A 13988-nucleotide genomic window follows, 5' to 3' on the forward strand; every position below is an offset into this window, starting at 1 on the left:
TAGGCGTTAAGTTTATTCTTGAGTGTTGGAATCACACGTGATTCCAAGGCGGGATGGCAGACGAATCGCTTCTGAACGAGGACTGGACGAGAGTGGTTGCGCAGCTCGGCGGGGCTGCGCAGCTTGAAATAAGTGCGCGCCAGACGAAGGCTTTCGTGCGGCGGCGCCAAATTCCAGATGCGGTGTCGTTACTTCGGCTGATGCTGGCCTATTGTCTGGGTGAAAGAGGGTTGAGATCGACAGCCGCGTGGGCCGCTTCTGTTGGCCTTGCCGACCTCAGCAGCGTGGCGTTGTTCTATCGCCTGCGTCAATGTGGCGATTGGTTTGCAGTGCTGGTGGAGGGCTTGCTGGCTGCGGCAGCCCCGAAGGCGAGCCGAGGCCGCCTGATCCGCATTATCGATGCGACGACAGTGCCTCAGGCAGGACCGGCTGCGCGCAGGAACAGTGAGCTTTGGCGCGTTCATAGTGCATTCGATCTGCCATATGAGCGCTTTGGTCACTTCGAGCTGACAGATCAGCAAGAGGGCGAAACGTTTGACCGGATACCGGTGGTCAAGAACGAGATCCGCATTGCTGACCGCGCTTATCTGCAACCTGACCGCATCGCCGCTGTCCGCGACGCCGGGGCAGACGTTTTGATCCGAGCGGGCTGGAAGAACGCACGTTGGCTTGATGCCAAAGGCCTTCCGTTCGATCTGATGGCCCAATTGCGTGCGGCGAAGGCGCATGGACTGATCGATCGGAGGATTTGGATCAAACGCAAGGACGGTGCGCCTCTGGCTATGCGTCTGGTCGCAGTCAAGAAGCCCGCCGGTGCAGTCGCGGCTTCGCGTCGTAAAGCCCGGCGCGACGCACAAGACGAAAACCGCGTCATCTCCAAAGAAACTCTGGAAGCCGCGGATTGGGTCATTCTGGTCACGTCGCTCGCACGGGACGAGTTCTCCACCAAGGATGTACTCGCGCTCTATCGACTGCGATGGCGCATCGAACTTGGCTTCAAGCGACTGAAGAGTCTGATTGGTCTCAAGACGCCACCTGGAACCGATCCGCGCTCCGCCAAGCCCTACTTGCTGGCACACCTCTTGATCATCCTGCTGCTCGAGCCGCTTGCCCGCGACTTCGAGGACTCTCCCCGCTGGATGCAGGCCGCCTGACGGCACCTGGCGCTTGGCGTGTTTTGCAACAACTCGTTGCATCCTTGCTACAAGCGATCATTCCACAACCAACCATCCGTTGCTTCCGCCGCAGAAAGCGAGCGCTTGGGCGGCACCTGCGCGAGCCTCCTCGAAAACGTCCGTATCAATCGATGCTCGCGCTACCTTAACGCCTATGGGGAAGGCCGGGTGCCGGCTGGCACCCACGGTCCGCTGTGCGAAGGCACACGCAGAAAGAACTGCACAGCGGCATACAGGTGAAGCCCAACACACGGCCTTCCCTGCGCAGTGGTTGGACGGCTTATGCCGCGCTCTCCCGGGAGCCGAATTCCTTCTGGCCTCCCTCACCCCAGCGAAAGTCGCCGACACCGCGCCGGTTGACGCCAATGCCGCATCCGCCAGGGCTTGACCGTAGCAACGACGGCCAGGACCACACGGTTTTGCCGTACGCGCGGTTCGCCTGCGCCGCAGGGTTCGACGGCGTTGTGCACGTTGCCGTCGAAATGCTGGCGCGACGAACCTGACAGCGCCGTCCGTCCGCGCGAAGCCTCGGGCTCACGGAGAGCAATCCGCCCTGCCTTTAGCTTTTCGCGCCCGACGCTGCCGCGTCCACCGCAAGCCCGGCCCTGCGATCATCACGACCATGATCGCCCCTCTCGGATGAGCCGGGATGGGCCGACACATACGCTATTTCCGAATTTCGGTAAAGCACAATATTTTTGTGAAGGAGGCGTTGACAGACGGGCGAAACAGGCAGCGCAGTCCTTGTCGAACTGAAGCAAGGAAGTGTGCTGAATGGCGCCGGCAGGAGCGATCCATAGCTGCAACGCGGCCCGGCACGGACAAGCTGCCGGAACCAGCAGCACCGCCACGAGAGCGCAGACGCCCCCGGAGCGCACTCCGCTCACAGGCATTGGACCATTCATCGATGCCCGATCGGTGCGGAGACCACCGGCGGCGGCGGTCGGAAAGGAGCGACGGAAACACCAAAGTTCCGGCCATATTGCTGCTGAACGCCGGGGATATTGACGACCCCGACCTTGGCGTCCGGTGATCTCGCATCGGCCAGCGAGCCGGTGAAGCCCAGCATGCGTGCCGTCGAGGCAGGATTTGCATCAAGCCGATCTCGCCGACCCCGCCGATGGCATCCGGATTATATCCGCTCTCCACAGCCATCACCGCCTCGGCAATTTCAGGCGCGAGACCGGCTTGCGCGGCCTCTTCTTCAATCAGCGAGCCCTCAAGCGCTGGTCGGTACCGCTTCAAAAGGAAGCCGGTTGCGCGAATGCGTGGCCAAGAAGTGACGCTTTCCACGGACGCCTCGCCCACTTCAGAAGGCGTGCTCACGTTGGCTGTCGGAAGATTTTTCTAGGTCTCCCGGTGCACACGTCTTGCACACGCCACCTTCTAGCCGATTGAAACACTTAAGCTCTCGCTCCAATCCCGGCCGAACCGCTCGCCGTGCGGTTGACAGTAGCAGTTCGGTTCTGACGGCCCGCTTCGAGTCCAACGGCGGCCCTAGCTCAAAGGCAAGGAATAAGTCAGCTACGGGCCATAGGCGACACCCGGGATTCTGCCATTGACCGGCCACGATGGTGCGACCTCCGGAACCTCTAGGGCCAACGGCTGTTGTAGCGCACGAGGGCCTGATGCATGGACATGGTCACGCGCGCCGACAGTACGGATGCCGTCTCAGCGAGCCGAGCTTCTCCGGTGAACTCACACAACGAGTGGGACCCGCTACAGGAAGTGATTGTCGGACGGCTCGAGGGTGCGGCAATCCCCTCCGACCATCCGGTTGTCACCTGCAACATTCCGGGCATGGCTGCGCGGGCCCAGTCGCTGTTCGCAGGCTTTCATTACCCAAAGATCATGATTGAACCCGCACAGCGCGAGCTTGACCGCTTTGTCGCTCTGCTAGAATCGCTGGGCATCATGGTAAAGCGGCCGGAAGCAGTCGATCACAAGAAGCGCTTCGGCACGCCGGAATGGTCGTCGCAGGGCTTCTGCAATTCCTGCCCACGCGATAGCATGCTTGTCATCGGCGGGGAGATCATTGAAACGCCGATGGTTTGGCCATGTCGCTACTTCGAAACGCACTCCTATCGTCCGATCCTGAAGGACTATTTCCGACGTGGCGCGCGCTGGACCGCCGCGCCTAGGCCGCAGCTGACGAACGAGCTGTTCGATCCAAAGTTTCACATCCCTAAGAAAGGTGAGCCGATCTCATACATCCTCACCGAATTCGAACCGGTCTTTGATGCCGCCGATTTCTTTCGCTGCGGGCGCGACCTGTTCGTGACCCGCAGCAACGTAACCAATGCGTCCGGTATTGAATGGCTGCGTCGTCATCTTGGCGACGGTTATCGCATTCATGAAATCAAGAGCCGCTGTCCCAGCCCGATGCACATCGATACCACCATTTTGCCGCTTGGGCCCGGCAGGATTCTGATCAATCCCGAATACATTGACGCGGACGATCTTCCGGCCATCTTGAAAAAATGGGACATCCTCGTGGCCCCGGAGCCCGACCCGATAACTGATCCTATGCTCAGGATTACCTCTCTATGTGGGAAATGGCTCAACATGAACGTGCTGATGGTGGACGAGAAGCGAGTCATCGCTGATCCGCATCATACCGCAACAATGCGGGCGTTGGAGAATTGGGGGCTCGAGCCCATTCCCTGCGCGTTCTTGCATTACGCCGCATTTGGCGGAGCCTTCCATTGCGCCACCCTCGACATCCGGCGGTGCGGCACGTTGCAAAGCTATTTTTGACCGCCGACCTTCCGTCGGGTCCCGATCGAGCCTGCATGGTCAAGAGGTGATTTTCAGTCCGATCATGCCCAGGAGAATGAACCGATACAGGCGAGCCTAACTAACATTGCGGGCTCGTTGAAAAGATAGACGCCGAGCACCGCCGTGCGGACGGCGCCGACGCCGGTCCACACCGCATACGCCGTACCCACCGGCAGCGTCTTAAGAGCGAGCCCAAGGAGTCCAATACTGGCCGCCATAGGCCGGCCTCGGAACTGATCGGCGCGATGATCCGGAACGGGTCTAGTCCGGACTTCAGATCCTCAGACAGCCTTGCTCACGTTGGCTATCGTCGGATCTTTGTGATCGCCCGGTGCACGCGTCGTGCACACGCGGCCTCTAAGCTATTGAAGGACTTGAACTCTCGCTCCGATCCATCATAGACAAATTTGAGCTCGCTCCAGCAACCGATGTCAAACTGGATCCTATCAGAGACAGTGTCGTCCCACCAATGACAAGTCAAAAGGCCCCCTCCTCCCTGCCCCCCGCTCCATAAGCCCGCCGGAGGCTCAAAATGGTGGAGGCGGTCTGCCTGTGCCTTGGACGTGATCTCGTCCAACAGAATTCGCGTTTGGTCATGGATTATGCAAACCAAAAACGCCATGCATAGGCCGCCGTCATTACGGCCCCCAAAGCCACGATCGCGCCTCTGACGGCGACGGCTGGCAGCACGCCAACGAGTTTTCCGCCCACGAACCCGCCGGCCAGTGCGCCAGTGAGCATCACAAAAGTCGATGGCCAATTGATCGTGCCGGAAAGAGCAAAAATTACCACTCCTGCAAGAGCCGCCACCGTCGCATAGAGGTTCTTGAGTGCATTGAGTGTGCGTAAGGATTCTTTGCCGGTGAGGGTGAGGAGCGCAAGGAGCATCACCCCTAATCCAGCCCCGAAATAGCCGCCATAGATCGCGACGGGCAAAAGCCAACTGTTCCGGGCGCCACGCGCATGCGACCGACTCGCTGTGAGCCTTTGCAAGCGCGGCCCTAGTCCGAACAGGATGGTAGCAGCGGCGATCAGGGCTGGAACCAAGAGGGTGAAGAAGCGCTCGGAGGTCGCCAACAACAGGAGAGCGCCGCCGACACCACCGATCGTTGCTAATATCAGACCGATGACCACCGATCGTTCCCACGGCACCATCGCCCGATCTGCTATTGCCGCCATGGTATGCCCTGGAGTAACCGCAAGGGCGTTCGAAGCGGTGGCGACCACAGGCGGCAAGCCAGTCCAGAGCATTGCCGGAAAGGTTAGCAATGTCGCCCCACCCGCAAGAGCATTCATCACTCCGCCAAGGAAGCCCGCTCCGATCAGAATCAACGCGTTGACGAAATCCACCGATCCCCCACATTTGGATAGCATTGCTCACGACCAGAGAGCCGAAGCTTCTCTGTTCGCACTACAATGCCGAACGTAGCGTTGCTTCGATGCACGATGCACTCTCGAGCAGGCGCCTGTCCGAATTCCTGCGACCGACAAGCATCAGCCCGACGGGAAGGCCGTCGACCGGCAACGGCAGCGAGATCGACGGACAGTCGAGCAAGTTGGCGAGGCGCGGATTGCGCAGCACGAGGCCATTTAGTTCATGGAATGCCGCATCCTCCGCAACAGAGGAAATCAGCGGCGCTCGGATGGGTGTCGTCGGCAGGATGAAAACCTCGTTGTTGCTGAAAGACTGTTCGAACGACCGGATCGCCGCCTGCCGGAGCCGCACCATGCGCACATAGTCCGTGCCGAGAATGCCGGCCCCGGCTTCGATGCGTACGCGCGTACGGGGATCGACCCCGTCCAGCTCCGAGAGCCCCAAACTGCGCAGCGTCGCGCCGACCTCGATCGATGGGAAGGTGCCGATCTTGTCGATCTGGGCGACATCATCGAGCGCAGCCTCGATGGATCCATCCTTGATCTGCAGGCCGCCTGATCGAAGCCGCTCCATGGCGTTCTCAAACGCACCGAGCACCTCGGGTTCGCAGCGATCAAACAGTCGCCCGCGGGCAACTACAAGGCGGAACATGCCGGGGGACGCTGACCGCAGCTGCGACGGCGCGCCTTCGCCTGAAAGCACCTGATCGGCCACGAAGCAGTCCTCGACGTTCGCGGCGATTGGACCGATCGTGTCCAGTGTGGATGACAGCGAGAACGCACCCGCGGCCGGCACGAAACCGCTGGTCGGCTTGAAACCGACCGCGCCCGACAGCGCGGCCGGGATTCGGATCGAACCGCCGGTATCGCTGCCGATGGCGAGCTCTGCCATGCCTGCAATCACTGACACCACGGCGCCCGATGAAGAGCCTCCAGGAACGCGGGCGCGATCTCGAGGATTGCCCGGCATTCCGTCATGCGGATTCGTACCCAGCGCGGAGAAGGCGAACTCGGTCATCTGCGTCTTGCCGATAACGATCGCGCCCGCAGCCCGCAACCGCTTCACGACCTCGGCATCTTCAAAGGCCGGTGCCAAACGACGCAGGACAGCAGAACCCGAGCTCGTGACCGTGCCGGCAACGTCGAACAACGCCTTCACCGAAACGATGCGGCCATCGAGGGGGCCGCGGGGCGTTCCAGCAGCGGCGCGCCGATCCGCGGCCTCCGCCTCCCACCGCGCGCTGTCTGCGAAGACGGCCGTGAAAACGTTCTTTGCTTCCGGCGAGTGGATGCGCGCAAGTGCCGCCTCGAGCCGTGCGACGGCAGAAGGGTGCGATCGATCCTGCGTCGCTGACATGGCCTGCACCTAGGAAAGATCAGGAGACGATTGGAAGAACGTCGATGTCGTAGCCATGGGTCAGGGACCGGTTAAGGACCGGATCGTTCAGCTCCATCTCAAAACGCGTCCCCGGCCGAATGCCGCCGATCGCGCCCGGCGTACCGCAGAACATCAGCGTGCCGGCTGGTAGCATGTCCGTGCCGGTGTGGCGACGAATGAGATCGCGCGGTGTCCGGAGCGAGGAGACCGGGCTCTCTTGGTAGAGCACCCGTTCCCCGTCGATTGTTGCCCACGAGCGAAGGACCAGTTCGTCCCAATGCCGCTCGACATCTGCATAAGACCAGAGCTGTCGGCCGACCGGCTTGCCGCAGAGCTGCTTCGAAAGCGCAATGCCCGACGCTTCGGCCTTGCGGTCGGTATGATCAGATCCGACGCCGACCCAGAGCCCATCAGCCATGGCGACAATGACAGGCTCGACCTCGCCGGAACTGTCCGGGCCAAGGACGGTCAGGCGGCTTTCCTGGGTCAATGTTTGCGCCGCGACGCGGTAGTAGAGCGGCGTCATCGAGGGACGCGGAATGCCGAGCGCAGCCAGCTCCTCGATATGATGCTCGATCGCCGCCGCGTCCCTGCCCGCCCAGCCAGCAATGACAAGGGAGTCGATCTCGATCCCGACACGGTCAGTCCGGTCCTTTGCGAGGCGGTCAAATTGCAGCAACATGGAATTCCCTATCCTTGGTCGATGTGGTCAGGACTTCGCCGCGCTCGATCTGCAGCGTCCTGTCGGCGATGCGGTCGAGCAGCGCGGGCGAGGATTCGGTGATCAGCATGGCCAGCTCGGGCCGATGCCTGCGCAATTCACCAAGCGTCCGCGCATAGTCGAGCGCGAGGGCCGGCGCCAGACCCTGGAAGGGCTCGTCGAGCAGCAACACCTTACGTGTCACCGTCAGTGCGCGCCCCAGCGCGACCATCTTCCCCTGCCCTCCGGAAACGGCGCCCGCGGGCCGGGAGCGCATCACGTGCAATTCGGGCAACAGCTGGTAGATCTCGTCGAGCCTGCGTGCGATCTCGGCACGGTCGAGCTTCAGCGCCAGAGCCGGGAGGCGGATGTTCTCCTCCACGCTCAGCTCCGGAATCAGACGCCGGTCCTCCGGCGCATAACCAATCCCGGCGCGGGCCCGGGTGTGGGCAGGCCTGCTGCCGAGATCGTCGGCATCGAGGCGGACAGAGCCTTCGTCCATCGCGATGAGGCCCATGATTGCGCGCAGCGTCGTGGTCTTGCCGGCGCCGTTGCGCCCGATCAACACCGTCGTCTTGCGCGCGATGATCTCGCAACTGACGCCGCGCAGCACACGAACGCCTTCGATCGAGACGCTGACCTTGTCGAGCCTGAGCATCACGCCACCCCTACGACACGTTGGTGAACTTGCGCATTGCTGAACACCTCGTCGGGCCGGCCCTCGGCCATGATGTTGCCGGCGTTCCACACCAGGACGCGGCTCGCGTAACGCGCGACCACATCCATGTCGTGCTCCACGAACAATGCGGTGATGCGGCGCTGGCGCAGCGCCGCCATCAGCGCCTCCATCAGAGGGAATCGTTCGATGGCGCTCACCCCGCTCGTCGGCTCGTCGAGCAGCAGCAACCGAGGCTTCAGGGCCAGTGCAACCGCGATATCCAGCAGCTTGCGATGTCCTTCAGGAAGCGTGCTGCTGATCCTATCGGCATCGCCAGCGAGCCCGACCAGATCGAGCAACGCCCTCGCCTCGTTGCACCGTCTCGCCGTTTCGAGCGGCTGCACCGCACTCCACAGACCATCCGTTGCCGCCAGCGCCAGCATCATGTTGTCGATCACGCGCTGCGCGGAGAAGAGCTGCGGAATCTGGAATGCGCGGGCGACACCGCGGCGCGCGATGGCGCGCGGCGACAGATGGGTGATGTCATGGCCGTCGAGCAGCACGCTACCCGATCTCGGGCGGACATAACCCGTGCAGATATTGAGCAGCGTCGTCTTGCCCGATCCGTTCGGACCGATGATCGCGAGGAACTCGCCGTCATGAATCGCGATGCTGACGTCGTCGGCGGCTTTGACGCCGTTGAATGCGACGTGGAGCCCCTTGGCTTCCAGGATGGGACGCGTCATAGGCTCGTCGCCTCCTTGCGCGCGAACAATCCATAGATCCCCTGCGGCATGAACATGATCACGATGATCAGTGTCATGCCCACGATCAAATTCCAGGAATCGGTGACGGTCACTGCCGCGCTGTGCAGCAATTCCAGAAACAAGGCACCGATGAAAGCGCCCGGCACGCCGCCGATGCCGCCGAGCACAGCAATCAGCACAAGATGACCCGATGCGGTCCAGAACGCGAAATCGGGAACCACGCGGCCGATCGCAAAACCGGCGATCGCGCCGCCAAGGCCGGCGAGCGCCGCCGAGACGACATAGGCGATCAGCAGAACCGCCCAGACCGGAATGCCCAGATATTCAAGCCGGATCTCATTCGTATGGACGGCCGAGAGCGCATGTCCCAACGGGCTGTTCAGGTAGCGCTGCACGGCAAGGCCGACGAGCACCATCAGCCCCAGGCTAAAATAGAACAGCACGCTTTTGAACGTCGGTTCGCCAAGCACGATCCCGAAGACCGCCGGGACCGGCACCGGCATGCCGTCGGTCCCACCGGTGACGCCGTAGAGCTTGGCGCAAAGGGCGTAGAACACCATGGAGACCGCGAGGTTCAACATCGCGAAGAAGATCGCGCGATAGCGGACGAGAAACGATCCGGCGATGGCGCCCACGAGCGCCCCGCCCAGCACCGAGAGGATCAGCAGCAGCCCAAGGTCGTTGACGCCGGCACGCGCCAGGAACGCGACTGCATAGGCACTCGCGGCAAAGAACATCGCATGGCCGATCGAGATCAGCCCGGCGCGGAGCAGCACGGCGACGCCGAGCGCCGCAAACCCCTTGGCGATCGCAAGGGTCAATACGAATTGAAGCCAGGGCGCGGCCAGAGGCAGCAGCGCGAGGACGAGGACCGCCGCAGCGGCAGTGATCGTTCGCATCATATCCTCCGCGCCGTCACCGATCCGAACAGGCCGTAGGGACGGATCAGGAGAACGACCAGCATGGCTGCATAGGGCGCAACCGCGTCCAGCGACGGCACCAGATAGATCGCCAGCACGCGCGCCAGACCGACGATGAGCGAGGCCAAGGCCGCCCCCTCGATTTGTCCAAGTCCTCCGATCGCGGCCACAGCAAAGGCGAGCACCATGGTGTCGGCCCCGAGCCCCGGCGCGATGCCTGACGTCGGCGTTGCCAGCGCGCCGCCCAACGCCGCAAGGAACACGCCCAGTGAGAACGCCAGGATGAAGATCCGGTTGGTGTCGATGCCGATCGACTGCGCCATCTCACGGTCGGTGACGACGGCCGTGATCAGGCGACCCAGCCGGGTATGGTTGATCAGAAGCCGCAGGCCGATCACGACTAGCAGCGCCATCCCGATCAGGAGGATCTGGTAGTTGAGATAGACGACGCCACCGATTGAGGTCGTGCCGAGCAGTCGCATCGGCGCGTCTTCGTAGAAGGATTGCACGCCAAAGATCACGCGCTGGAGATCCTCCAGGATGAGGAACAGCCCGAACGTGATCAGGATTTGCACGGCCTCGGACTTTCCATAGGTCCAGCGGACGAGGCCCCGTTCGATCAACGGACCGAAGATCGCCGCGACGCACACCGCACTGAACAGGAGCGCCAGGAACGACCAATACGGGTTAAGCTGCCGGGTGGCGATGAACAGGCAGATCGAGGCAGCCACATAGCCGCCAATCGAATAGAGGCTGCCATGGGCGACATTGAGAACGCGCAGCACGCTGAAGACGAGCGTCAGACCGACCGCCGCGAAGAAGATCAACGCGGCGCTCGCCAGACTGTCCAGCAGCAAGGGGATGATTGCATTCAACATCGGCTTGCGCCTTCCGTGATTGTAATCAGGTGAACGTCATTCCGCTCTATTTGTAGCTTCCCGGCTTCGGCAGGCCTTTGGCGAACTCGGGCTTGAGCGTCGCAATCCAGGCCAGCGGATCCTGGCCGGTCTGCGGCATTAGGCTCGCGCCCTTGTAGCGGACCATGTCGCCAATGACGGGAAACTGCTGCGCCGACGTCTTTACGGTCACGCCGACGATCTGGTCGACAAGGCCGTCATTGTCGGCGCGCGTCTGCGCGGTGCCGGTCAAGGTCTCGACCTTGCTGCCCTTCATGGCGTCGGCGAGCTCGACACGCGTCGGCCATTTACCGCCGTTCCTCTGCATCGCGGCGTCGTAAGCGGCTTTCACATAGATCAGCGCGTTGGCCATCTTGATCGAGGGGAACACCGGGTACTCGCCGAAGCGCGCCTTGTACGCCTCAGCAAACTTTACCGTCTCCGGCTTCGCCTTGGCGTCTGGCGACATCCACCAGCCGTCGCCGAGAACTCCAACGATCACTCCGTCAGGCAGCGGTACGCGCTGCAGCACCGTCTCGCCGAGTGCGAGGATCAGCTGGCTGGAGGTGAAGATCCCGCGCGGCGCGGCCTGGCGCACGAAGTTCTCGAGGTCGGCGCCCCAGAGATTTGAGAAGACGACATCCGGGCGCGCGGTGGTGAGGCGCGAGATTTCGGTCTGGTAGTTCGGCGAGCCGAGCTTCGGATAGAGCTCGGCGACGATCTCGACGTCTGGCTTGAGGGCCTTCAGCGCCGCGGTGAAGATCTTTGCCGCATCATGGCCGAAGGCATAGTCCGGATTGATGATCGCCACCGTCTTCACGTCGGGTTTGCGATCCAGCAGGTAGATCGCGTAGGCGACAAATTCGGGCACGGTGTTGCCGTTGGGCCGGAACACATATTTGCTCTTGCCGTCCATCAGTAACTGATGGGTATCGCAGTTCCAGCCCACGGTGGGCACCTCGAGCTGCTCGGCGAGCGGCGCCAGCGCCAGGCAATTCGCGCTTGACAGGGCAGCGACCATCACCTGGTTCTTCGCGTCTCCGGCGAGCCGCCGATATTCCGCAATGACGCCTTGCGCGCCCTGCGCCTCATCAACATAGGTCGCGCTGACCGGCACGCCACCGATGCCGCCCTTTGCATTGATCTCGTCGATCATGAGGTCGGCTGCGTTCTTCCCCGGCATGCCGTAGGCTGCGGCAGGCCCCGACGTGAACGTGAAGATGCCCAGCCCCACCGCGCTCGGCTTGTTCTGCGCAGCAGCCGGCGTGGCGGCTACGACACCGAGCGCGAGTGCCCCGGCAAGTCCATCCACCATCCATCGGACATTGCCCTGCGGCAGGCCGCAATCCAGCCTGAAGAGCCGTTCAAGTGACGATAGGCAACGCGCAACTACGATAGAGATACCTCTAGACGTCATGACTTCTCTCCCCCTGTGCTGGTCGAATGATGTTGTGCGGCAGCGCTCCGGATCACACCGGATCGAAATAGTGCATCTCCAGAAGCAGGCAGCCGCTCACGGACTTGAACGGGCCATGCGGCGCGTGCGGCGGGCGACAGGCATAGGTATTCGGCGGGAAGCTCTTGCCGCCCTCGCCGTTCGCATCATTGCCGACGATCAAATCGCCCGAGACCAGATAAACCTCTTCCCAATATTCGTGCGAGAACGGCGCAGTTGTGTAGACGCCGGGCGCAAAGCGGAGCAGCCGCGTCCGCGTCCCGCGCCGGTTCTCCTCGTCCAATCCGCCAGAGATGATCTTCTGCTGGATGCCGGTCGGATATCCCGCCGGCACTTCCCAGCCGGTTGTCATGTCGAGCGTGTGGAATTCGTCGTGCTTCTTGTTGACGGGCATAAGTTGTCTCCTTCGGATCAGGCGGCTTTGCTGGCGGTCGAGACGCCGTTGAGGTCGTAGGAATCGAGCATGGTCTGCACCAATCGGTCAGCGCCGGCCCAATCGTAAGTGCGATAGGAGTGGCCCTTGGTGACGAAGGTCGCCCCGGCGTAGAACATCTCGTATTGCTGGTGGCGCGAGCCAAACTCGGAGCCGACGGCATCCCAGGCGAGCTTGTAGAACTTGACGCGGTCATGCGAACTGGCCTTCGGCGACTGCTGGGTCTTGCCGATGAGTGCCGCGATTTCCGGGTTGTCGAAGTCCGCGACCGATGAGGGCAGCATGATCATGCCGCCGCCAGCGAGCTCGCGAAGCGTGTTGATGACGTGTCCGTAGAGCTGCTGCGTCAGCACCTGCGCGGAATACAGCGTGTGCCGGTCCGGGATGAAATAGGGACCGACCTGGGTGCCCTTGGCTTCCATCGCGGCCACCAGTGCGTCGACCATGCCGGTCTCGGCCGCGAGCTGGCCGAGCATTTCGCGCACTTGCGGAAACTGGGTGACGCCGTTCATGTCGGCGGTCCGATGCGCAAGCCCGGTCAGGAACTTGAGCTTCACGCTCAAGCGCACCATCGCCTGGTAGTTCTGGTAGACGTGGCAAGGCGTTGCGTGGAATTGCTTCTGGCACATGTCGACGTTGCCTTCGATGAAGACGCGGTCCCACGGCACCTTCACGTCGTCGAAATAGAGAACCGAGTCGTTCTCGTCGAAACGGCTCGACAACGGATTGTCGAACACCGCGCCCGCGGCATCCTCATAGGATTTGCGCGACAGCATCTTCAGTCCCTTCGTATTCATCGGAATCGCGAAGGACATCGCATAGCGTTCTTCGCCCGGACGCATCGGCTGGATGGTGGTGACGAAGACCTCGTCGGCAACCACGCCGCCGGTGGCGAGCATCTTGGCGCCGCGAATCGTGATCCCTTCCGCGTCGCGGTCGACGACGCCCGCGGTGAGGAACGGATCGGCCTGTTCGGCTGCGCCTTTCGAACGGTCGGCCTGCGGATTGATGATGACGTAGGTGAGATAGAGGTCCTTGTCGCGGGCGTAGCGGTAGTAGCTCTCGAGCGCGCCGGCGCGGGTGGGATCATACGCCTTGAAGACGTCAAGTCCCATGTAGAGCCCGGAGATGCAGGACGCCACGTGGTCCGGAGCGCGGCCCATGAACCCGGCATGCAACGAGGCCCACGCATCGAGTGCCTTTCGCCGCGTCACGAGCTCGGCATAGGAGGTCGGAAGCTGCCAGATGCGGTTGGCGCGACCTGCGCCCGTATCAAAGGTCATCAGCTCCGCGTTCATCGGCGCGCTCGCGAAGTCGAACAGGCCCGCCATGGAGGTGGCGAGGTTACGGAAGGCATGGTGCGTCGTGACGTCGCCGACCGAGGCGCCGTTGATGTAGATGGTGCGGCCGTCCTTCAGGCCTGACAAATATTCCTTTGCGCTGCGCATCGCAG

The 13988-nt window shown here is 62.3% G+C and carries 13 protein-coding genes and 1 pseudogene; 2 read left to right on the plus strand and 12 right to left on the minus strand.

Annotated features, from left to right (window positions below):
- The first annotated feature begins 53 nt into the window (after nt 1-53).
- Nucleotides 54-1154, plus strand: coding sequence for an IS4 family transposase (locus tag P6U29_RS26180; protein ID WP_407112594.1), 1101 nt, complete (start codon nt 54-56; stop codon nt 1152-1154).
- 922 nt (nt 1155-2076) lie between these two features.
- Here P6U29_RS26180 and P6U29_RS26185 read toward each other — a convergent pair.
- Nucleotides 2077-2244 (minus strand): hypothetical protein, encoded by a 168-nt coding sequence (locus P6U29_RS26185; RefSeq protein WP_407112967.1) that lies wholly within the window; start codon nt 2242-2244, stop codon nt 2077-2079.
- Between the two features lie 563 nt (nt 2245-2807).
- Between P6U29_RS26185 and P6U29_RS26190 the strand changes: the two genes are divergently transcribed.
- Entirely contained in the window at nt 2808-3932 is a 1125-nt protein-coding gene (locus tag P6U29_RS26190; protein ID WP_407112968.1) for an amidinotransferase, read from the plus strand.
- A 39-nt stretch (nt 3933-3971) separates the two neighbouring features.
- Here the strand turns inward: P6U29_RS26190 and P6U29_RS26195 are convergent.
- The 11 genes and pseudogenes from P6U29_RS26195 to P6U29_RS26245 all read right to left on the minus strand — a co-directional run.
- Nucleotides 3972-4171 (minus strand): annotated as a pseudogene (locus P6U29_RS26195) (DMT family transporter); the annotation flags it as partial.
- A gap of 382 nt (nt 4172-4553) precedes the next feature.
- A complete protein-coding gene (locus tag P6U29_RS26200) occupies nt 4554-5303 on the minus strand; it encodes a sulfite exporter TauE/SafE family protein (RefSeq protein WP_407112969.1) in 750 nt (249 codons plus the stop codon).
- Nucleotides 5304-5364: 61 nt separating this feature from the next.
- The gene (locus P6U29_RS26205; RefSeq protein WP_407112970.1) at nt 5365-6684 is read right to left on the minus strand and encodes an amidase family protein; all 1320 of its coding nucleotides are present in this window, start codon (nt 6682-6684) and stop codon (nt 5365-5367) included.
- A 19-nt stretch (nt 6685-6703) separates the two neighbouring features.
- Nucleotides 6704-7387: a DUF2848 domain-containing protein gene (locus P6U29_RS26210; RefSeq protein ID WP_407112971.1), complete on the minus strand. Its 684-nt coding sequence runs from the start codon at nt 7385-7387 to the stop codon at nt 6704-6706.
- Nucleotides 7371-8063 carry an ABC transporter ATP-binding protein gene (locus P6U29_RS26215; protein WP_407112972.1) on the minus strand — a complete coding sequence of 231 codons (693 nt, stop codon included), beginning with the start codon at nt 8061-8063 and terminating at the stop codon, nt 7371-7373. Before P6U29_RS26215 ends, P6U29_RS26210 begins: the two co-directional genes overlap by 17 nt.
- Entirely contained in the window at nt 8063-8809 is a 747-nt protein-coding gene (locus tag P6U29_RS26220) for an ABC transporter ATP-binding protein (RefSeq protein ID WP_407112973.1), read from the minus strand. The genes P6U29_RS26215 and P6U29_RS26220 overlap by 1 nt, the downstream gene beginning before the upstream one ends.
- The gene (locus P6U29_RS26225) at nt 8806-9729 is read right to left on the minus strand and encodes a branched-chain amino acid ABC transporter permease (RefSeq protein ID WP_407112974.1); all 924 of its coding nucleotides are present in this window, start codon (nt 9727-9729) and stop codon (nt 8806-8808) included. Before P6U29_RS26225 ends, P6U29_RS26220 begins: the two co-directional genes overlap by 4 nt.
- On the minus strand, nt 9729-10628 hold the full coding sequence (locus tag P6U29_RS26230) for a branched-chain amino acid ABC transporter permease (RefSeq protein WP_407112975.1): 900 nt from the start codon (nt 10626-10628) through the stop codon (nt 9729-9731). Before P6U29_RS26230 ends, P6U29_RS26225 begins: the two co-directional genes overlap by 1 nt.
- A 46-nt stretch (nt 10629-10674) precedes the next feature.
- A complete protein-coding gene (locus tag P6U29_RS26235) occupies nt 10675-12063 on the minus strand; it encodes an ABC transporter substrate-binding protein (RefSeq protein ID WP_407112976.1) in 1389 nt (462 codons plus the stop codon).
- Nucleotides 12064-12115: 52 nt separating this feature from the next.
- Nucleotides 12116-12496: a cupin gene (locus P6U29_RS26240; RefSeq protein WP_407112977.1), complete on the minus strand. Its 381-nt coding sequence runs from the start codon at nt 12494-12496 to the stop codon at nt 12116-12118.
- Between the two features lie 17 nt (nt 12497-12513).
- Nucleotides 12514-13983 (minus strand): 4-hydroxyphenylacetate 3-hydroxylase family protein, encoded by a 1470-nt coding sequence (locus P6U29_RS26245; RefSeq protein WP_407112978.1) that lies wholly within the window; start codon nt 13981-13983, stop codon nt 12514-12516.
- Nucleotides 13984-13988: the final 5 nt, after the last annotated feature.

Source organism: Bradyrhizobium sp. LMG 9283, assembly GCF_045571415.1.
Taxonomy (GTDB): Bacteria; Pseudomonadota; Alphaproteobacteria; order Rhizobiales; family Xanthobacteraceae; genus Bradyrhizobium.